Genomic DNA, 19,856 nt, shown 5'->3' on the forward strand with positions numbered 1-19,856 from the left:
CCTGACCTCGGTAGGCCCTGTGGGACTCGAACCCACAACCAATGGATTAAAAGTCCACTGCTCTGCCAATTGAGCTAAGGGCCCGGGCGGTGTGTCGCGCGGTGCTGCGTGATGTTGCCACACCGAGCATAGCCCGCCGCGGCCGGGACACCGATCGGGTATCGGGGTCCCGGCCGCGTCGGAGGGCGGCGGGAGCTGGGGCGGGCTACGGGTCCACCGGCTCGGGGGCGTTCGCGCGGGCGGCCGCGCGGGCGCGGGTGCGTTCGTGGTCGGGGTTGAGGAACCAGTGCCGGGCCGAGGCCAGCCACCAGGTGGCGGCGAAGCCCAGCACGACCAGGACGGCGATCGGCGCGTAGTTGAAGGTCTCCCAGGTGACCGGGGAGACCTGGGGCAGCATGAACAGCACCGTGATGACGCCGACCCACGTCACCGCGACCACACCCACCGGCTGCGACCAGCGGCCCAGGTGCCAGGGCCCGCGTTCGAAGGCGGCGCCCTTGCGGACGCGGAGGAGCGTCGGGATGACGTACGCGATGTAGAGGCCGATGACCGCGATCGACGTCACCGCGGCGTACGCCGTGACGTTGATCAGGTAGGGCAGGCCCAGGACCAGGGCGGCCAGCGCGGCCAGCCAGCCCGCCGCGGCCGGGGTGCGGGTGCGTGGGTTCACCGAGTGCCAGATGTGGGAGTACGGGAGCGCGCCGTCCCGGGAGAAGGCGTAGATCATGCGGCTGTTGGCCGTCACCGACGCCATGCCGCAGAAGAGCTGGGCGCCGATCACGACGAGGAGGAGCAGTTTGCCCGCCGTCGCGCCCAGCGCGTCCAGGAGGATCTGCGCGGGCGGGGCGCCGGTCGGGGACGTCAGGGCGCCGTCGTAGGACTGGATCGCGAAGGTGAAGCCGAGGAGGAGGACGAAGCCCGCGATCCAGGAGGTCCAGATGGAGCGGACGATGCCCTTCGGGCCCGCCGTGGACGCGTCGTGCGTCTCCTCGGTCATGTGGGCGGAGGCGTCGTAGCCGGTGAAGGTGTACTGGGCCATCAGGAGACCGATGAGGACGACGTACGCCCCGCTGCTCCAGCCCGTGTTGTTCACGAACTCGCCGAAGACGAAGGACGCCGACTGGTGGTGGTCGGGCGCGAAGGTCAGCGCGCCGACGATGACCGCGACGCCCAGGACGTGCCACCACACGCTCACGCTGTTCAGCAGGCCGACGATGCGGACGCCGAAGGTGTTCAGCAGGCCGTGCAGGATCAGGATCGCGGCGAAGAGCAGGATCGTGCGGCCCGGCGTCACCTCGAAGTCGAACTGGAGGTTCAGGTAGGCGCCCAGGAAGGACGCGGCGCCGAAGTCGATGCCGGCGGTGACCGCGACCTGGCCCAGCACGTTGAACCAGCCCGTGAACCAGGCCCAGGCCGCCGCCGTGCGCGGGGGAGCCAGGCGGTGCGCCCAGAAGTACAGGCCCGCCGAGGTCGGGTACGCCGAGCAGATCTCGGCCATCGCCAGGCCGACGAAGAGCGTCATCAGGCCGACGGCGACCCAGCCCCACGTGATGACGGCGGGGCCGCCCGTGTTCATGCCGAAGAGGTAGAGGGTCAGGCAGCCCGACAGGACCGAGATGATCGTGAAGGAGACCGCGTAGTTGGAGAACGCCGACATGCGGCGGGCCAGAACCTGGGTGTAGCCGAGCTGGGCCAGCCGTTCCTCGTCCGACAGTCCACTCGCCTTGGCGTCATCTGTCATGCCCCCAGCAATTCCCTAGCGGTGGGCGTGACATGCGTCACTCGGTGGCCGAAACCGGACCGCAACGCGAAGCGCCGTGGCCTCCACCCGGTGGGGCGGAGGCCACGGCGCTCGTCTCAGATGTTCAGGCGTCAGCCGTTGCGCTTCCAGCGCGGCTTGTCGTCACGGCGGCCGAAGGACGAACCACGGTGGTCACCGCGGTGGTCGTCGCGGCGGCCGTACGGACGGTCGTGACCGCCGGAGCGGAAGCCGGGGCGGTCGCCCTGACGGTCGCGGTTGAACGGGCGGTCGCTGCCACGGTGCCCGCCGCGCTCGCCGCGGTCGTCACGGCGCTCGAAGGAACGGCCACCACGGTCGTCACGGCGGAAACCGCCACGGTCGTCCCGACGGTCGAACGAACGCCCGCCACGGTCACCACGGTCGTCACGACGCTCGAAGGAACGCCCACCACGGTCGTCCCGACGGTCGTCACGGCGGTCGAAGGAACGCCCGCCACGGTCACCGCGGTCGTCACGGCGCTCGAAGGAACGCCCACCACGGTCGTCCCGACGGTCGTCACGGCGGAAACCGCCACGGTCGTCCCGACGGTCGAACGACCGGCCACCACGGTCACCACGGTCGTCCCGACGCTCGAAGGAACGCCCACCACGGTCGTCCCGACGGTCGTCACGGCGGTCGAAGGAACGCCCACCGCGGTCACCGCGGTCGTCGCGGCGGAAACCGCCACGGTCGTCCCTACGGTCGAACGAGCGCTCGCGGTCGTTGCCGCCGCGCTCCGCCTTCTCCACGTCCCGGGCGCCGGACTGCTCGGGCAGCGAGACCTCGGGCTCGGCCACGGTCGCGGCCACCTCGGCCAGGACCGTCTCCGGGTCCTCGCCACGCTCCCGCGCGGACCTGGCGACCAGGCGGTCGGCCTCCTCGCGCAGCTCGGTGGCGCGGCGCTGGGCCCGCTCCAGCTCCTTGGTGAGCTGGGTGACCTCGCGCTCGGCCTGCTGTGCCGCGTTGCCCGCGGACTCGGCCTGGACCTCGGTCATCGACCGGGCGCCGGTGATCTCGGCGACCTCGGGGTCGAAGGCGGCGCCGCCCTGGATGATGTGGCGCGTGGCGTCGACGCCCGCGTCCTCCATCAGCCGGAAGATCTGGCGGCGCTGGTGCGGGAGGGACAGGGACACGACGGTGCCGGTGCGGCCGGCGCGCGCCGTACGGCCGGCGCGGTGCAGGTAGTCCTTGTGGTCGCCGGCCGGGTCCACGTTCAGGACCAGGTCGATGCCGTCCACGTGGATGCCGCGGGCGGCGACGTCGGTGGCGACCAGGACGTTGACGTAGCCGTCCTTGAAGTCGGCCAGTGTGCGGGTGCGCGCGCCCTGGGTCATGCCGCCGTGCAGCGCGTCCGCCTTGGCACCGGCGTCGCGCAGCTGCTCGGCGACGCGGTCGGCGCCCAGCTGGGTGCGGACGAAGATGATGGTGCGGCCCTTGCGGGAGGCGATGGCCGCGGTGACCGGCGCCTTGTCCTTGGGCTTCACGACCAGGATGTGGTGCGACATGGTCGTCACCGCGCCCTGGGCCGCGTCCACCTCGTGCAGGGCCGGGTCCTTCAGGTACCGGTCGACGAGGGTCTTGATCTCGTTCTCCATGGTGGCGGAGAACAGCATCCGCTGGCCGCCGGCCGGGACCTGGTCGAGCAGCTCGGTGACCTCGGGCAGGAAGCCCAGGTCGGACATCTGGTCGGCCTCGTCGAGGACCGCGATCTGCACGTTCTCCAGGGAGCAGGCGCCGCGGTTGATGATGTCGCGCAGCCGGCCCGGGGTGGCGACCAGGATGTCGACGCCGCGCTCCAGGGCGTAGATCTGGTTGCCCATCGAGGTGCCGCCGCAGACGACCTTCATCTTCAGGCCGAGGACGTCGCCGTACGGCTGGAGCGCGTCGGCCACCTGCATGGCCAGCTCGCGGGTCGGGGTGAGGATGACGGCGCGGGGCTTGTGCTTCTCGGTGCGGCCGCCGGCCAGCGTGGCCAGGGTCGGCAGACCGAAGGAGAGGGTCTTGCCGGAGCCGGTGCGGCCTCGGCCGAGGATGTCCTTGCCCGCCAGCGCGTCCGGGATGGTCGCGGCCTGGATCGGGAAGGGGGTGGTCACGCCGTTCTGCGCGAGCTTGCGCACGACGCCCTCGGGCAGACCGAGGTCGGCGAACGTCGGCTCGGGAGCCGCCTCGGGAGCCTCGACGGCCTCCGGGGACTCGGTGGTCGCGGAGGCGTCTACGGCCTCGACGGCCTCCGGCGCGCCCTCTGCGCCTTCGGCGTTTCCGGGCACGACGACGTGGTCAGTACTGGTCATGGACATGCGAATGCGAAACCTTCCGGAGTCTCTCGTCGGCACGCGCCCGTCAACTCCGTGAATCGCGATTCGCAATACGACCGCCTCGATGCGGTCCACCACGGCAAGGGGAGAGTACGCGCCACACGGCGCGCTCTGCGGTGGCGCCGGGCAAATGGGATCAAACGATCTACCACCATACGCACCCTCCACCCTCGAAGGCAAACCGGCAGCACATGCCCAGCTCAGCGACCCGTCGCCGCCCGTCACCGTCCTACGCCGGCGTCCCGGCCGCCGGTGCCGGCTCCCGCTGCTCGAGCTGGGTCCCGGGAGGCTCGTGCGCCGACGAGGACGGCTCGGCCACCGTCGGGTCCGGCGTCGGGGAGGCGGGCGGCTCCTCGGTCCGCGTCGGCTCCGGCTCGGCCGTCCGGGTGGGCTCGGCCGGGGGCGTCCGGGTCGGCTCGGGGTCGTGATTGCCGCCGTCCGGCGGCGGGGCGCCGGTCGGGCCCGCGGCCGGGGGCTCCGAGGCGGACCCGGCCCCGCCCTTGCCGTCCTTGCCGCCCTTCCCCTTGCCGTCACCCTCGTCCCGCCCCTTGCCCTTGCCCTTGGCCTTCTTCCCCTTGCCGTGCCCCTCGTCGGCCGCCGCCGCGCCGTACCCGGCGTTCCCCCCGGAGACCGCGGGGCCGCCCTCCGGTACCTCGCCGCCCCGCCCCCCGGCGGAGTGGGACGGCCTGGCGCCCCCGCCGGACTCGTCGTCGCCGACGCTCATGCAGCCGGCGGCGGCGACGACGGCCAGGGCGGTGGCGGCCATACGGACGGGTACGTACAAGGGGCGCACGGGCGGCCACCTCCGGGGGTCAAGGAGTCGACGTGCCCAACTCCCGTCACCCACAAGAGGACACGCGCCCGGCGAGGCGGACTTGACCCGAGCGCGTCACCCGTACCCGTGGCACCCGTCCGCACCCGGGCGCGCGTCACCCGTACCCGAGGGAGTGCAGCCGCGCGTCGTCGATCCCGAAGTGGTGGGCGATCTCGTGAACGACCGTCACCTCGGTCTCGGCGACCACGTCTTCACGCGTCGCACAGAACCGCAGCGTCGGCCCCCGGTAGATGGTGATCCGGTCCGGCAGCACGCCCGCGTACCACTCCCCGCGCTCCGTCAGCGGCGTCCCCTCGTACAGCCCGAGCAGCTCGGGATCGTCCGCCGGCGGTTCGTCCTCGACGAACACCGCGACGTTGTCCATCAGCCGCGTCAGCTCCGGCGGGATCCGGTCCAGGGCCTCGGCGACCAGTTCCTCGAACTCCTCGCGCGTCATCTCCAGCACAGGACCATTGTCGGGTACGACCGTGGAGTACGACCCGCATATCCGCCCCGGGCCACGGGCATACGGGACCAATGGCCCGCGTCCCCGCCGCAGCCCCGCACGCCCTGGCCGAGGTGATGAACCCCATCCGCAACGTCCCGCGCATCCTCACCCGCCGCTACCGCGACCGGCGCGCACGCCGTGGCCGGCCCACGTCCGCCGCCCCCGAACTCGCCGCCCGCTCCCACCCCTGGACCCGGGCCGCCGGTCTGGTGGCCGTCGTCCTGCTCGGTGCCTGGCTGGGACTGCTGGTCGTCGGCAACGTCCGGGCCCCGGTCGGCCCCATGAACACGACGATGACCCTGCGCCCGTCGCTGGCCGGCGGCACGAAGATCAACGTCTCGCCGCTGGGCGCCCTCCAGCTCGACAGCCACGTCGCCCCGGTCCGCCTCGACGTCAACGTCGACCAGCTCGACCCCGCCCGCGCCCAGGCCCTCGTCGACCACCCCGAACGCCTCTCCGGGCTCCAGGACGAGGTCGCCCAGGACGTCGAGCACGGCACGCTCGACCTGGCCGTCCGCTCCTGCGTGGCCGTCGTCACCGGTGCCACGGCCCTCGGCCTCGTCGTCTACCGTCGCCCCCGGCGCGCCCTCGCCGCCGGGGGACTCGCGCTCACTCTGCTGGTCGCCTCCGGCGGCACCGCCTACGCGACCTGGAACCCCGACTCCGTCCTGGAGCCGAAGTTCTCCGGCCTGCTCTCCTCCGCGCCCTCCCTGGTCGGCAACGCGCGCAGCATCGTGACCGAGTTCGACGTCTACCAGAAGGAGCTGGCACGGCTGGTCACCAACGTGACCAAGCTCTACGACGTCACCTCGACGCTCCCCGCCTACCAGCCCGACCCGACCACGATCCGCGTCCTGCACGTGTCGGACATCCACCTGAACCCGGCGAGCTGGAAGATCATCGCCTCACTGGTGGAGCAGTACAAGGTGAACGTGATCGTCGACTCGGGCGACACGATGGATCACGGCACGGCCGCGGAGAACGGCTTCCTGGACCCCATCGAGGACCTCGGCGCCCCCTACGTCTGGGTCCGCGGCAACCACGACTCGCGCGGCACCCAGGAGTACCTGAAGCACCTCAAGAACGTGCACGTCCTGGACGACGGCCACGCCCGGACCGTCGCGGGCCTGCGCTTCGCCGGCATGGGGGACCCGCAGTACACCCCCGACCGCTCCCAGGCGGACGGCGCCGAGGCCTCCCAGGAACTGGCCGGCGCCCGCCTCGCCTCCGCCCTGCGCGACCAGAGCGCGGCCGGCACCCCCGTGGACATCGCCGTCGCCCACGAGCCGTCGGCCGCCCGCGAGGTCGACGGCGACGTGCCCCTCGTGCTCGCGGGGCACCTGCACCACGAGGACATGGAGGTCATGAAGTACGGCACCCGGCTGCGCGTCGAGGGCTCCACCGGCGGCAGTGGCCTGCGCGCCGTCGAGGGCAAGTACCCCGACCCCATCCAGGCGTCCATCCTCTACTTCGACCGGGACAGCCGACGCCTCCAGGCCTGGGACGAGATCGAGCTGGGCGGCCTGGGCCTGACGACGGCCGAGGTCAGCCGCCATCTGCCGAAGGAGAACCAGCCGGGCGCGACTCCGTCCCCCTCCGCGACCACCCCCTCTCCCTCCTCCACCGGCCCGTCCCCCTCCGGCCCGGGAGCCTCCCCCACTGCCCCGGGCAGCCCCGCCCCCAGCACTCCGTAAACCGTTTTGGCGATACCTCCCGCCATCCCATATGCTTCTCACGTCCCCGACGCGCTGCGAAGCGCCCAGGCGGGCCGATAGCCCTCATCGTCTAGCGGCCTAGGACGCCGCCCTTTCAAGGCGGTAGCACGGGTTCGAATCCCGTTGGGGGCACGCAGTACATGTGCGACACTGTCGTACGAAGCTTGGTCCTGTGGAGCAGTTTGGAGTGCTCGCCACCCTGTCAAGGTGGAGGCCGCGGGTTCAAATCCCGTCAGGACCGCTGAGGTTTCACGTGAAACCTCGCGGCTGGGTAGCTCAGTTGGTACGAGCGATCGCCTGAAAAGCGATAGGTCGCCGGTTCGACCCCGGCCCCAGCCACAGCAAAGGCCCCGATCTTCGGATCGGGGCCTTGTTGTAGTTACCTGCGTTGCCTGGGCCGACGCCGCGGCAAAAGCGTTAGCCAGGTTTTTCCCGAGGATGAGATCCTGGAACCCGTATGTCTACGCATCCTGCCCCCGCCCTCGGCACCCTCGCCCCCCGGCTGACCGAGCTGTCGCTGCGCGACGCACACCGGCTCGGCCGCAGGCTGGAGGGTGCGCGGAAGATCCGCAAGCCGGAGGCCCGCGCCGCCGTCCTCGCCGAGATCGAGACGGAGGTGGCCAAGGCCGAGCGGCGTATCGGTGAGCGCCGGGCGCGGGTGCCGGCCGTCAGCTACCCCGAGCAGCTCCCGGTCAGCCAGAAGAAGGACGAGATCGCGGCGGCCATCCGTGATCACCAGGTCGTGATCGTCGCCGGTGAGACGGGGTCCGGGAAGACCACGCAGATCCCGAAGATCTGTGTCGAGCTGGGCCGAGGCGTCCGCGGCATGATCGGACACACCCAGCCCCGCCGGATCGCCGCGCGCACCGTCGCCGAGCGGGTCGCGGACGAGCTGGACACCCCGCTCGGGGAGACCGTCGGCTGGAAGGTGCGGTTCACCGACCAGGTGAACCCGGAGTCCACCTTCATCAAGCTGATGACGGACGGCATCCTGCTCGCCGAGATCCAGACCGACCGCGAGCTGCGCGCCTACGACACGATCATCATCGACGAGGCCCACGAGCGGTCCCTCAACATCGACTTCCTGCTGGGCTACCTCGCCCAGCTGCTGCCCAAGCGGCCGGACCTGAAGGTCGTCATCACCTCGGCGACCATCGACCCGGAGCGCTTCTCGCGCCACTTCGGCGACGCGCCGATCGTCGAGGTCAGCGGGCGCACCTATCCCGTGGAGGTGCGCTACCGGCCACTCCTCGAGGAGGACGGCGACGACGCCGACCGGGACCAGATCACGGCGATCACCGACGCCGTCGAGGAGTTGATGGGCGAGGGCAAGGGCGACATCCTCGTCTTCCTCTCCGGCGAGCGCGAGATCCGCGACACGGCGGACGCGCTGGAGAAGAAGAGATACAAGTTCACCGAGGTGCTGCCGTTGTACGCCCGGCTCTCGCACGCCGAGCAGCACCGCGTCTTCCAGCAGCACACCGGGCGTCGGATCGTCCTCGCGACCAACGTCGCCGAGACCTCCCTCACCGTGCCGGGCATCAAGTACGTCATCGACCCCGGCTTCGCCCGCATCTCCCGCTACAGCCACCGCACCAAGGTCCAGCGGCTGCCCATCGAGCCGGTCTCGCAGGCCAGCGCCAACCAGCGCAAGGGCCGCTGCGGCCGTACGTCCGACGGCATCTGCATCCGGCTGTACTCCGAGGACGACTTCACCGCGCGCCCGGAGTTCACGGACGCGGAGATCCTCCGGACCAACCTCGCCTCCGTCATCCTCCAGATGACCGCGGCCGGGCTCGGGGACATCGAGAAGTTCCCGTTCATCGACCCGCCGGACCACCGCAACATCCGCGACGGCGTGCAGCTGCTCCAGGAGCTCGGCGCGCTCGACCCGGCGCAGAAGGACGTGCGCAAGCGGCTGACCGACACCGGCCGCAAGCTCGCCCAGCTGCCCGTCGACCCGCGGCTGGCCCGGATGGTGCTGGAGGCGGACAAGAACGGCTGTGTCCGCGAGGTCATGGTCATAGCCGCCGCGCTGTCCATCCAGGACCCGCGCGAGCGCCCGGCGGAGAAGCAGGCGCAGGCGGACCAGCAGCACGCCCGGTTCAAGGACGAGACCAGCGACTTCCTCGCCTTCCTCAACCTCTGGCGGTACGTGCGCGAGCAGCAGAAGGAGCGCGGCTCGTCGTCCTTCCGCCGGATGTGCAAGCAGGAGTACCTGAACTTCCTGCGTATCCGCGAGTGGCAGGACATCTACACGCAGCTGCGCACGGTCGCCAGGCAGATGGGCATCCACCTCAACGACGCCGACGACGCCGCGCCCGACGACCGGGTGCACGTGTCGCTGCTGGCCGGGCTGCTCTCCCACGTCGGCATGAAGGACGTGAAGGAGGGCGCGAAGAACGAGTACGTGGGCGCGCGCAACGCCAAGTTCGCGATCTTCCCGGGCTCCGCGCTGTTCAAGAAGCCCCCGCGGTTCGTGATGTCGGCGGAGCTGGTGGAGACCTCCCGGCTCTGGGCCCGTGTCAACGCCAAGATCGAGCCCGAGTGGGTGGAGCCGCTCGCCGGCCACCTCCTCAAGCGCACCTACAGCGAACCGCACTGGGAGAAGGACCAGGCGGCGGTGATGGCGTACGAGAAGGTCACGCTGTACGGCGTGCCGATCGTGGCGCAGCGCAAGGTGAACTACGGGCGGATCGATCCGGAGATCAGCCGCGAGCTGTTCATCCGCAACGCCCTGGTGGAGGGCGACTGGCGCACGCACCACAAGTTCTTCGCCGACAACCGCAGGCTGCTGACCGAGGTCGAGGAGCTGGAGCACCGGGCCCGGCGCCGGGACATCCTGGTCGACGACGAGACGCTGTACGACTTCTACGACCAGCGGGTGCCCGAACACGTCGTCTCGGGTGCGCACTTCGACTCGTGGTGGAAGCACAAGCGGCACGAGCAGCCCGACTTCCTCGACTTCGAGCGCGAGATGCTCATCAACGAGAAGGCGGGGGCGGTCACCAAGGACGACTACCCGGACTCCTGGCGGCAGGGGCCGCTGAAGTTCCGGGTGACGTACCAGTTCGAGCCGGGCGCGGACGCCGACGGCGTGACCGTGCACGTGCCGCTCCAGGTGCTCAACCAGGTCACGGACGAGGGCTTCGACTGGCAGATCCCGGGCCTGCGCGAGCAGGTCGTCACGGAGCTGATCCGCTCCCTGCCCAAGCCGGTCCGCCGCAACTACGTGCCCGCGCCGAACTACGCCCAGGCGTTCCTGGACCGTGCCGTGCCTCTTCAGGAGCCGCTGACGGTGACCATGGCGCGGGAGCTGAAGCGGATGGTGGGGGTGCCGTTCGACGCGGAGGACTTCGACTGGTCGAAGGTGCCCGACCACCTCAAGATCACGTTCCGGATCGTCGACGAGCGGCGCCGCAAGCTGGCCGAGGACAAGGACCTGGAGGCGCTGAAGCTCCGGCTGCGTCCGAAGGCGCGCAAGGCGCTCTCGCAGGCCGCCGCGGCCACCGCGGAGCGCAGCGGCGGCGAGTCCCTGGAGCGCTCCGGACTGACGGACTGGACGATCGGCACGCTGACCCGGGTCTTCGAGACCCGCCGGGCCGGTCAGCCGGTCAAGGCGTATCCGGCGCTGGTGGACGACGGGCCGAAGGCGGACACCGTCTCCGTCCGCCTCTTCGACACCGAGGCCGAGCAGGCGCAGGCGATGTGGAGGGGCACGCGGCGGCTGATCCTGCGCAACATCCCGGTCAACCCGGCGAAGTTCGCGTCCGAGAAGCTGACCAACCAGCAGAAGCTGGGCCTGTCCGCGAATCCGCACGGTTCGATCCAGGCGCTGTTCGACGACTGCGCCATGGCGGCGGCGGACCGGCTGATCGCGGACTTCGGCGGCCCGGCCTGGGACGAGGAGTCGTACCGGAAGCTCTACGACAAGGTCCGCGCGGAGATCGTCGACACGACCGTCCGTACGGTGGGCCAGGTGCAGCAGGTGCTGGCGGCCTGGCAGGCCTGTGAGCGCCGCCTGAAGGCCGTACGCAGCCCGGCGCTGCTGGCGAACCTCCAGGACGTGCGGGGGCAGCTGGACGCGCTGGTGAAGCCCGGCTTCGTGACGGAGGCGGGGATCGGACGGCTGCCGGACCTGATGCGCTACCTGGTCGCCGCGGACCGCCGGCTGCAGCAGATGCCGACCGGCGTGCAGCGGGACACGTCCCGCATGGAGAAGGTCCACGAGATGCGGGACGAGTACGCGTGGCTCCTCGAGCAGATGCCGCAGGGGCGGCCGGTGCCCCGGCAGGTCCTGGACGTCCGCTGGATGATCGAGGAGCTGCGGGTCAGCTATTTCGCCCACGCGCTGGGCACGGCGTACCCCGTCTCCGACAAGCGGATCGTGAAGGCCATCGACGCCCTCGCGCCGTGACGGAGCCCGTACGGAGGGTGAGTTCGACCGGCGGCCCACCCTCCTGTACAGTCTCTTCTCGCAGCGCAACACAACAAAAGCGCCGCGAAACCTGGTCCTGTGGAGCAGCTTGGAGTGCTCGCCACCCTGTCAAGGTGGAGGCCGCGGGTTCAAATCCCGTCAGGACCGCAGTAAAGAGAGGCCCCGCACCGAGCAATCGGTGCGGGGCCTCTTCGTATGGCGGGGCGTCACACGCGAAGCGCTCGCCACCCTGTCAAGGTGGCCCCGCACCGTCTGGTGCGGGGCTTCTTCTTTTGCCCGCAGCGTCGGGTGCGGGCAACTGGCCTTCCCTGGTCGCCCTCAGGGGCATCAGGAGTCGCCAGAAGCTCTCAGCGGCCCTGAGCCGCCCTCCCGCGGCCTTGACGGCGTCACTTTCGCTCGGTACTTCAAAGACAGGGCACAACCACCCTGTGGCCCCTGGAGGTGGCGTATGGCGACATCGGTCAGGCACGAGACGCGGGCCCTGCTCCGCGCGCATCTGTCGGCCGCGTCGTCGTACGGTCACCTGACGCGCCACTGCCCGATCTGCCACCGGCTCCTGCGGCTCGCACTGGACTCGCCGGCCCCACAGTCTCCGACAGGTCGTCAAGAGGGCGTCGAGGACGGGAGCGCGCCCACGGCATGAAAGCGCGCGACCCCAACGCCCTTGCCCCGCAGACCTCCTGGAGGCCACGCCTCCATTAGCGCACCGGCGTCGGATCCAACAACCGCCGCGGCGTGTGACGGGTGTCACCGCATGAGTTTTTGGAACCGTGGCACTTACGGCTCCCCTACAACTGATCAATTTAATATGTGCAATTGCACCACCTTCGCAGTGCTCGCACAGCCGATCCGACACCCCTCCCCAGACTCCGACAAGCCCGGACACAGGACAGGACGCGGACCCGGTCATGCACCCGGGCACACGCCTGGGCCCGGGCACAAAAAAATCGCGCTGGACCCGGCGGAGTCCAGCGCGATCAACGACGCACCTCTGTTGGGGCAGGGACGGCGTCGCTTGGAGCTGTGGTTCCAGGCGCCGCGACAGATTGGGGGACCTGTCGTTCTGCCCGGTTATTCAGTTGTTCAGGCCTCGCTGCGCTGCTGCGGAATGCCCGCGAGCAGAGCGCGGACCTCGGCTTCGCGGTAGCGGCGATGCCCGCCGAGCGTGCGGATCGACGTGAGCTTGCCGGCCTTCGCCCAGCGCGTGACCGTCTTCGGGTCGACGCGGAACATGGTGGCGACCTCAGCCGGGGTCAGCAGCGGCTCGGCATCAGGGGTGCGAGCGGTCATGAGCGGCCTCCTCGGGAGAACCGAACCTTCTCGGTTCATTCCTCTAAATTCTGCACCTTGACCCGCGTTGCCCGAAATGGCGGACGCGAGTCGAGTCGGTTATAGGACGAACGGCTTGTCCTCGGCACTACAACTACACCATCTGTCCAGCCGCGTCGGCCAAACCGATGGAATTGCCCTCCCAGGTGTTCATCAGCGACGGAAGCCGATGGACCATGCCATAGCGGACAGTCACGCCTCTGTGACGATCAGTCACAGGGGCGATCAGGAGTCACCAGACCCCCCAAAGCGTGCAATGCTGAGATTCCACCCACAGTGCATCACGGCAGGACGGAAGGAGCCCTCCCCGGGCTCCTTGTCCTATTTTGGCATGAGGAGGGGGAAGCGGCGCAAGAGTGATGTACGTGCGGTCCGTCACGCTTGACGCATACGCCCGGATCGGGACCTACGTCCCTTGTCGGCAGGAGATCAGCCCACCCCGGGCGGGTGTCGGAGCGGAAGACGAAACCCCACATCGGGCGGTACGTCAAACGTCAGTTCGCCGAGCGCCGGTCCCGGACCGCCCGCCAGCGCTCCACCAGCCGCCCGTACGCCGCCCCCGCGGTGACCCCGTCGCCGTGGCGCAGCGCCTCGATCCCCTCGGCCACGTCGGCCGCGGAGTGGTCCGCCGCCAACTCGCCGGCCGGCAGGGCGTGCACCAGTCCGCCGTAGTCCAGCTCGACCAGGGAACGCGGGTGGAACTCCTCCAGCCAGCGCCCCACGTCCACCAGGCCGTCGATGAGCGGCCCCTCGTCCACGGCCTCCCGCAGGGCCCGCAGCCCCCGGGCCACCCGCCGGCGGGCCTGCACCATGGGCGTGCGGTAGCGCAGCACCGGTGCGGTCGCCGCCTCGTCGTCGCCGCCCTCCTCGTACTCCCGCTCCGCGTCGGAGACCAGGACGAACCAGTTGATCGGCACCTGCCAGGTGGCGGTGCGGATCCAGGGCCGGGCGTCCGGGTTGCGCTCCAGCCAGCGCTCGTAGTCCTGCGCGCTCTGGCGGCGTACGACGGGTGGGATCAGGGCGTCCAGGACCGGCTCCGGGAAGTCCTCGGCCAGGTCGCCCAGGGCCTGCCAGCCGCGCAGCCGGGTCCGCCAGGGGCAGACGCAGACCACGCCGTCCACCTCGGTCACGAAGGCGTCGGCGCTCTCGTGCACCGGCACCGCCACGGGCGGGGTGGGCAGCAGGTCGGCCAGGGAGCGGCGCAGCTCGTCCTGGTAGGAGGGCCGGTCGGGACGGCGGGCGTAGCGGGTCCAGTGGGCGCGTTCCTCGTCGGGGAAGGCCGCCAGCGGCTCGTACACGCGCAGGTACGCCGCGTACGGGACGATCACCGAGGACACCTTGGGCACGCCTGCTCCCTCCCCCGCGCACCGGCGCGAAAACCTGCGGAAACCCGTGGAAACGGATCACAAACGCGCGGGAATCTCTGCAAATCGTCGCACGCCCGTACTCCGTGCGGAGGTGATCCTGAGCACTGTGCGGCGGGCCGGTACCCCCAGGCTCTAATCTCGTGCCACAGTCCCCGCCACCTTCACGGGGCCTGCCACCCATCGCCGCACCTACACAGGAGTCACCACCGTGACCGACGTAAACGGCGCACCTGCTGATGTACTGCACACCCTGTTCCACTCGGATCAGGGGGGTCATGAGCAAGTCGTGCTCTGCCAGGACCGTGCCAGCGGCCTCAAGGCCGTGATCGCCCTCCACTCCACCGCCCTGGGCCCCGCGCTCGGCGGTACCCGCTTCTACCCGTACGCGAGCGAGGCGGAGGCCGTCGCCGACGCGCTGAACCTCGCGCGCGGGATGTCGTACAAGAACGCCATGGCCGGTCTGGACCACGGTGGCGGCAAGGCGGTGATCATCGGCGATCCGGAGCAGATCAAGAGCGAGGAACTGCTCCTCGCCTACGGCCGGTTCGTCGCCTCGCTGGGCGGCCGCTACGTCACCGCGTGCGACGTCGGCACCTACGTCGCCGACATGGACGTCGTGGCCCGCGAGTGCCGCTGGACGACCGGGCGCTCCCCGGAGAACGGCGGCGCGGGCGACTCCTCCGTGCTCACCTCCTTCGGCGTCTACCAGGGCATGCGGGCCGCCGCCCAGCACCTGTGGGGCGACCCGACGCTGCGCGACCGCACGGTCGGCATCGCGGGCGTCGGCAAGGTCGGCCACCACCTGGTCGAGCACCTGCTCGCCGAGGGCGCCCACGTCGTCGTCACCGACGTGCGCAAGGACGTGGTGCGGGGCATCACCGAGCGGCACCCTTCGGTGGTCGCCGTCGCCGACACCGACGCGCTGATCCGGGTGGAGAACCTGGACATCTACGCGCCCTGCGCGCTCGGCGGCGCGCTGAACGACGACAGCGTGACGGTGCTGACCGCCAAGGTGGTGTGCGGCGCGGCCAACAACCAGCTCGCCCACCCGGGCGTCGAGAAGGACCTCGCCGACCGCGGGATCCTCTACGCGCCGGACTACGTGGTGAACGCCGGCGGTGTCATCCAGGTCGCCGACGAGCTGCACGGCTTCGACTTCGACCGGTGCAAGGCGAAGGCCGCGAAGATCTACGACACCACGCTGGCCATATTCGCACGTGCGAAGGAGGACGGTATTCCGCCGGCCGCGGCGGCCGACCGGATCGCCGAGCAGCGGATGGCGGAGGCCCGTCCCAGGCCGTGATCCGGCGATTGCGGACGGTGACCCGGCGGGGGCTTCGCGGGGTTTGACCGGTACCCGTCGGGGCGCAGTTGGAGAGAACTCTCACTTATCCCGGCGGGTCGACCGTCGAAAGGTGGTTAAAATCGCCTTTGACCAGCGAGGACGGGGCTCCTCGACGGTCCTGGGCAGGGCCACGTGCTGCGGGCGACGTACCGTATGGGCGTGGGCTCAGGTACCGTGGAAGCCCTACGGACCGGTCTCTCTGCGGAGAGCCCGTTCCGGACCATGAACGCGTGTCAAGACTCTGGGGCCGTCGAGCCCCGTCGTTGAGGGGGTCGAGCCATGGGGCGCGGCCGGGCCAAGGCCAAGCAGACGAAGGTCGCCCGCCAGCTGAAGTACAACAGCGGTGGGACTGATCTCTCCCGCCTGGCCGAGGAGCTGGGCGCATCGCCGTCGAATTCGCAACCGCCGAATGGCGAGCAATTCGAGGACGATGAGCAGGACGACGACGTGTACGCAAAGTACGCCGACCTCTATGAGGACGACGACGAGGACGAGGACGGCCAGTCCCCGTCCCAACAGCGACGCGGCGCTTGACCTTGCACTGAACACCTTCCCGGTCGGTGACCTCTGTCACCGACCGGGTTCTGTGCTACCCGCGGCATCCGGGGCACCTGCGGCACCTGCGTCTCCTCAGGCGGCGTAGTCGCCGATCAGTGCCGCGCCGCTCTGGTGGTCTGCGCGGTCGGTGATCTCGCCGGCCACCCACGCGTCCACGCCGCGGTCGGCGAGGGTCGTCAGGGCCACGTCCGTCGACTCCTCGGGCACGATCGCGATCATGCCCACGCCCATGTTGAGGGTCTTCTCCAGCTCCAGGCGCTCGACCTTGCCGGTCCGGCCGACGAGGTCGAAGATCGCGCCCGGGGTCCAGGTGGAGCGGTCGACCACGGCGTGCAGGCCGTCGGGGATCACGCGGGCCAGGTTGGCCGCGAGGCCGCCGCCGGTGACGTGGCTGAAGGCGTGGACCTCGGCGGTGCGCATGAGGGCCAGGCAGTCCAGGGAGTAGATCTTGGTCGGCTCCAGCAGTTCCTCGCCGAGGGTGCGGCCGACACCGTCCAGGTGGGCGTCGAGCGCCAGGCCGCCCTCGTTCAGCAGGACGTGGCGGACCAGCGAGTACCCGTTCGAGTGAAGCCCGGAGGACGCCATGGCGATCACCGCGTCACCCGTACGGATGCGATCCGGGCCGAGCAGACGGTCGGCCTCCACGACGCCCGTACCGGCGCCCGCGACGTCGAAGTCGTCGGCGCCCAGCAGGCCGGGGTGCTCGGCCGTCTCGCCGCCCACCAGGGCGCATCCGGCCAGCACACAGCCCTCGGCGATGCCCTTGACGATGGCGGCGACACGCTCGGGGTGGACCTTGCCGACGCAGATGTAGTCGGTCATGAACAGCGGCTCGGCGCCGCACACCACGATGTCGTCCATGACCATCGCGACCAGGTCGTGGCCGATGGTGTCGTAGACGCCGAGCTGACGGGCGATGTCGACCTTGGTGCCGACACCGTCGGTGGCGGAGGCGAGCAGCGGGCGCTCGTAGTTCTTGAGGGCCGAGGCGTCGAAGAGGCCGGCGAAGCCGCCGAGGCCGCCGAGGACCTCCGGGCGCCGCGTCTTCTTGACCCATTCCTTCATGAGCTCGACGGCGCGGTCGCCCGCCTCGATGTCGACGCCGGCTGCTGCGTAGCTGGCACCAGTTGTGTCAGGCATGACGATGTGAACCTTCGTGTCGTACGGCAGGGAGGCCAGGGAAACCATGGGAAGCCGGGCAAGCCAGGGAAAGGGACGGCTACGGGCGACGGATGGCGTCGGCGGCGGCCGTACCGGCGGGCCCGGCGGCCAGCTCGGTCTCCAGGAGCTGCTTGCCGAGCAGCTCGGGGTCGGGGAGCTCCATCGGGTACTCGCCGTCGAAGCAGGCGCGGCACAGGTTCGGCTTGGCGATGGTGGTCGCCTCGATCATGCCGTCGATGGAGATGTACGCCAGGGAGTCGGCGCCCATCGAGGTGCCGATCTCCTCGACGCTCATGCCGTTGGCGATCAGCTCGGCGCGGGTGGCGAAGTCGATGCCGAAGAAGCAGGGCCACTTCACGGGCGGGGACGAGATCCGGATGTGGATCTCGGCGGCGCCCGCCTCGCGGAGCATGCGGACCAGGGCCCGCTGGGTGTTGCCGCGGACGATGGAGTCGTCGACGACGACCAGCCGCTTGCCCTTGATGACTTCCTTCAGGGGATTCAGCTTCAGGCGGATGCCCAACTGGCGAATGGTCTGTGAGGGCTGGATGAAGGTCCGGCCGACATAGGCGTTCTTCACCAGGCCGTTGCCGAAGGGGATGCCGGAGGCCTCGGCGTAGCCGATCGCGGCGGGGGTGCCGGATTCCGGGGTCGCTATGACGAGATCGGCCTCCGCGGGGGCCTCCTTCGCCAGCCGGCGGCCCATCTCGACACGCGAGAGGTAGACGTTGCGGCCGGCGATGTCGGTGTCCGGGCGGGCCAGGTACACGTATTCGAAGACACAGTGCTTGGGCTTCGCTTCTGCGAATCGAGACGTTCGCAGGCCGTTCTCGTCGATGGCGACGAACTCGCCCGGCTCGATCTCCCGGACGAAGCTGGCGCCGCAGATGTCGAGGGCGGCGGACTCGGAGGCGACCACCCAGCCGCGCTCGAGGCGGCCGAGGACCAGCGGGCGGATGCCCTGCGGGTCGCGGGCCGCGTAGAGGGTGTGCTCGTCCATGAAGACGAGGGAGAAGGCGCCGCGCACCTGGGGCAGCACCTGGCCGGCCGCCTCCTCGACGGTCAGCGGCTTGCCGTCGTCGTCGACCTGACCCGCGAGCAGGGCCGTGATCAGGTCCGTGTCGTTGGTCGCCGCGACGCGGGTGGAGCGGCCTTCCTGCTTGGGCAGGCCGGCGACCAGCTCCGCGAGCTGGGCGGTGTTGACGAGGTTGCCGTTGTGCCCGAGCGCGAGGGAACCCTGCGCGGTGGCACGGAACGTCGGCTGGGCGTTCTCCCACACGGAGGCACCGGTGGTCGAGTAGCGGGCGTGACCGACCGCGATGTGACCCTGGAGCGAACCGAGCGAGGTCTCGTCGAAGACCTGGGACACCAGGCCCATGTCCTTGAAGACGAGGATCTGGGAGCCGTTGCTGACCGCGATTCCCGCGGACTCCTGGCCCCGATGCTGGAGGGCGTACAGCCCGAAGTACGTGAGCTTTGCGACCTCTTCGCCAGGAGCCCAGACACCGAAGACGCCGCAAGCGTCCTGGGGGCCCTTCTCGCCGGGAAGCAGATCGTGATTGAGTCGACCGTCACCACGTGGCACGCCTCCGAGTGTAGGCGAGGTCGACCACTGGTCCGAATTGGGGATGCGGGCTCACCAGTGGATCACCGGTCGGCGACGGCGCGGACCGTGACACCGTCTGCGCTGGTCAGCGTGAGGGTTTCCTGATCGATCCGGTAGTCGACCTTGCTGTCGAAGAAGCCCAGCAGCCGCTTCTCGGCGTCCATGAGTGAGCCTTCGCACATCATTCGGGTGGTGGACGGGGCGCCGAGGGTGATACGCCCGTCGCTGACGGTGGCCCTGGCGTTGACGTGGTTGCAGGGGAGCCGCCCGGAGACGGTCTTCGCGTCCTGGTCGAAGGTGAGGTGGGCGCGGCCCTTCCCGTCCTTCTTGCCCGGGGCGTCGACGGCCCACTTCGTGCCGTGGAGGGACGCGTCCTCGGACCTGCTGAGCCGGACGGTGTCGCCGTCGGCAGTGGTGAGGGTCAGGCGGTCGCCCTCGCTCTCCGTGGTGAGGGGGCCGGTGGTGAGGGCGCGGCCGAGGGACTTCTCGAAGCCGGCGGGCGTCCGGGCGCAGGCCTTCTCGGTGAACATGGCGTCGCTGAGCCGGACACGTCGGCCGTCGTCACCGCTGTCGCCGTCGCCGTCGCCCGCGTCTTCGACGGCGGCGCGGGCGCTGAAGCTGTTGCAGCCGGTGCTGCCCGCGGCCTCGCCGCCGTCGTCGATCCGTACGTGTGCCGCGTCCGGCGCCCGGTGCGTGGTGCCGTCGACGGTGACGCTGTCGATGCTCCACCGGACGCCGGTGACGCCCGGTCCGTCCGCGCCGACGGAACCACCGCCGGTGCCGTCGGCCTGCTCGCTCCCGCAGGCCGCGGCGAGCGGGACGAGCGCGACGACGGCCGCCGCGGTGAGGGTCATGCTGCGCTGCTGCTTCTGCCTGTACATGCCGATTCGACGGAGACGGGGAAGGTCCGGTTCCGTCGT

General features: G+C 70.3%; 14 protein-coding genes and 5 tRNA genes. 9 read left to right on the plus strand and 10 right to left on the minus strand.

Translation table 11 applies throughout. From position 1 onward, the window contains the following. Positions 1-11: 11 nt before the first annotated feature. From ACZ7MF_RS25930 to ACZ7MF_RS25950, 5 genes are all read right to left on the minus strand, one after another. A tRNA-Lys gene (locus ACZ7MF_RS25930) sits at positions 12-84 on the minus strand. A 121-nt stretch (positions 85-205) separates the two neighbouring features. Continuing rightward, a complete protein-coding gene (locus ACZ7MF_RS25935; protein ID WP_471480176.1) occupies positions 206-1,741 on the minus strand; it encodes an amino acid permease in 1,536 nt (511 codons plus the stop codon). A gap of 131 nt (positions 1,742-1,872) precedes the next feature. Continuing rightward, positions 1,873-4,077, minus strand: coding sequence for a DEAD/DEAH box helicase (locus tag ACZ7MF_RS25940; protein WP_471480178.1), 2,205 nt, complete (start codon positions 4,075-4,077; stop codon positions 1,873-1,875). A gap of 247 nt (positions 4,078-4,324) precedes the next feature. Continuing rightward, positions 4,325-4,888, minus strand: a complete 564-nt coding sequence (locus tag ACZ7MF_RS25945) for a hypothetical protein (protein ID WP_471480180.1) — start codon at positions 4,886-4,888, stop codon at positions 4,325-4,327. A gap of 136 nt (positions 4,889-5,024) precedes the next feature. Beyond that, a complete protein-coding gene (locus tag ACZ7MF_RS25950) occupies positions 5,025-5,375 on the minus strand; it encodes a metallopeptidase family protein (RefSeq protein WP_011029427.1) in 351 nt (116 codons plus the stop codon). 71 nt (positions 5,376-5,446) lie between these two features. Between ACZ7MF_RS25950 and ACZ7MF_RS25955 the strand changes: the two genes are divergently transcribed. The 7 genes from ACZ7MF_RS25955 to ACZ7MF_RS25985 all read left to right on the plus strand — a co-directional run bounded on the left by ACZ7MF_RS25955 (position 5,447) and on the right by ACZ7MF_RS25985 (position 12,213). Beyond that, positions 5,447-7,111, plus strand: coding sequence for a metallophosphoesterase family protein (locus ACZ7MF_RS25955; protein WP_471480182.1), 1,665 nt, complete (start codon positions 5,447-5,449; stop codon positions 7,109-7,111). A gap of 80 nt (positions 7,112-7,191) precedes the next feature. Beyond that, positions 7,192-7,264: transfer RNA gene (locus ACZ7MF_RS25960), tRNA-Glu, on the plus strand. A gap of 34 nt (positions 7,265-7,298) precedes the next feature. After that, positions 7,299-7,373 (plus strand) — tRNA-Asp (locus ACZ7MF_RS25965). Positions 7,374-7,397: 24 nt separating this feature from the next. Next, a tRNA-Phe gene (locus ACZ7MF_RS25970) sits at positions 7,398-7,471 on the plus strand. A gap of 118 nt (positions 7,472-7,589) precedes the next feature. Further along, positions 7,590-11,549, plus strand: coding sequence for an ATP-dependent RNA helicase HrpA (hrpA, locus tag ACZ7MF_RS25975; RefSeq protein WP_471480183.1), 3,960 nt, complete (start codon positions 7,590-7,592; stop codon positions 11,547-11,549). A 93-nt stretch (positions 11,550-11,642) separates the two neighbouring features. Continuing rightward, positions 11,643-11,717, plus strand: a tRNA-Asp gene (locus tag ACZ7MF_RS25980). Between the two features lie 301 nt (positions 11,718-12,018). Then, the gene (locus ACZ7MF_RS25985; protein WP_471480185.1) at positions 12,019-12,213 is read left to right on the plus strand and encodes a DUF6274 family protein; all 195 of its coding nucleotides are present in this window, start codon (positions 12,019-12,021) and stop codon (positions 12,211-12,213) included. Between the two features lie 440 nt (positions 12,214-12,653). On the opposite strand, the gene bldC is transcribed toward ACZ7MF_RS25985, so the two are convergent. Further along, on the minus strand, positions 12,654-12,860 hold the full coding sequence (bldC, locus tag ACZ7MF_RS25990) for a developmental transcriptional regulator BldC (RefSeq protein WP_003949541.1): 207 nt from the start codon (positions 12,858-12,860) through the stop codon (positions 12,654-12,656). Positions 12,861-13,393: 533 nt separating this feature from the next. Then, positions 13,394-14,245, minus strand: a complete 852-nt coding sequence (locus ACZ7MF_RS25995; RefSeq protein ID WP_471480187.1) for a DUF8083 family protein — start codon at positions 14,243-14,245, stop codon at positions 13,394-13,396. A 229-nt stretch (positions 14,246-14,474) separates the two neighbouring features. Here ACZ7MF_RS25995 and ACZ7MF_RS26000 point away from each other — a divergent pair, with 229 nt between their 5' ends. Together ACZ7MF_RS26000 and ACZ7MF_RS26005 are read left to right on the plus strand one after the other, a co-directional pair. After that, a complete protein-coding gene (locus ACZ7MF_RS26000) occupies positions 14,475-15,569 on the plus strand; it encodes a Leu/Phe/Val dehydrogenase (RefSeq protein ID WP_471480189.1) in 1,095 nt (364 codons plus the stop codon). A gap of 321 nt (positions 15,570-15,890) precedes the next feature. Beyond that, positions 15,891-16,145, plus strand: coding sequence for a DUF3073 domain-containing protein (locus ACZ7MF_RS26005; RefSeq protein ID WP_003974884.1), 255 nt, complete (start codon positions 15,891-15,893; stop codon positions 16,143-16,145). Between the two features lie 96 nt (positions 16,146-16,241). On the opposite strand, the gene purM is transcribed toward ACZ7MF_RS26005, so the two are convergent. From purM to ACZ7MF_RS26020, 3 genes are all read right to left on the minus strand, one after another. Continuing rightward, the gene (gene purM, locus ACZ7MF_RS26010; RefSeq protein WP_471480191.1) at positions 16,242-17,309 is read right to left on the minus strand and encodes a phosphoribosylformylglycinamidine cyclo-ligase; all 1,068 of its coding nucleotides are present in this window, start codon (positions 17,307-17,309) and stop codon (positions 16,242-16,244) included. Positions 17,310-17,388: 79 nt separating this feature from the next. Next, the gene (gene purF, locus ACZ7MF_RS26015) at positions 17,389-18,915 is read right to left on the minus strand and encodes an amidophosphoribosyltransferase (protein ID WP_471480193.1); all 1,527 of its coding nucleotides are present in this window, start codon (positions 18,913-18,915) and stop codon (positions 17,389-17,391) included. 62 nt (positions 18,916-18,977) lie between these two features. After that, a complete protein-coding gene (locus ACZ7MF_RS26020; protein ID WP_471480195.1) occupies positions 18,978-19,817 on the minus strand; it encodes an META domain-containing protein in 840 nt (279 codons plus the stop codon). Positions 19,818-19,856: the final 39 nt, after the last annotated feature.

The sequence above is a fragment of the Streptomyces sp. NPDC111628 genome, from assembly GCF_055635195.1.

Bases quoted from the DNA above. Each gene is read 5' to 3' on its own strand.
- ACZ7MF_RS25955 (WP_471480182.1), top strand. From the start codon at position 5,447: ATGGCCCGCGTCCCCGCCGCAGCCCCGCACGCCCTGGCCGAGGTGATG.
- ACZ7MF_RS26020 (WP_471480195.1), bottom strand. From the start codon at position 19,817: ATGTACAGGCAGAAGCAGCAGCGCAGCATGACCCTCACCGCGGCGGCC.
- hrpA (WP_471480183.1), top strand. From the start codon at position 7,590: ATGTCTACGCATCCTGCCCCCGCCCTCGGCACCCTCGCCCCCCGGCTG.
- bldC (WP_003949541.1), bottom strand. From the start codon at position 12,860: ATGACCGCTCGCACCCCTGATGCCGAGCCGCTGCTGACCCCGGCTGAG.
- ACZ7MF_RS26005 (WP_003974884.1), top strand. From the start codon at position 15,891: ATGGGGCGCGGCCGGGCCAAGGCCAAGCAGACGAAGGTCGCCCGCCAG.
- ACZ7MF_RS25985 (WP_471480185.1), top strand. From the start codon at position 12,019: ATGGCGACATCGGTCAGGCACGAGACGCGGGCCCTGCTCCGCGCGCAT.
- ACZ7MF_RS25940 (WP_471480178.1), bottom strand. From the start codon at position 4,077: ATGTCCATGACCAGTACTGACCACGTCGTCGTGCCCGGAAACGCCGAA.
- purM (WP_471480191.1), bottom strand. From the start codon at position 17,309: ATGCCTGACACAACTGGTGCCAGCTACGCAGCAGCCGGCGTCGACATC.
- ACZ7MF_RS25935 (WP_471480176.1), bottom strand. From the start codon at position 1,741: ATGACAGATGACGCCAAGGCGAGTGGACTGTCGGACGAGGAACGGCTG.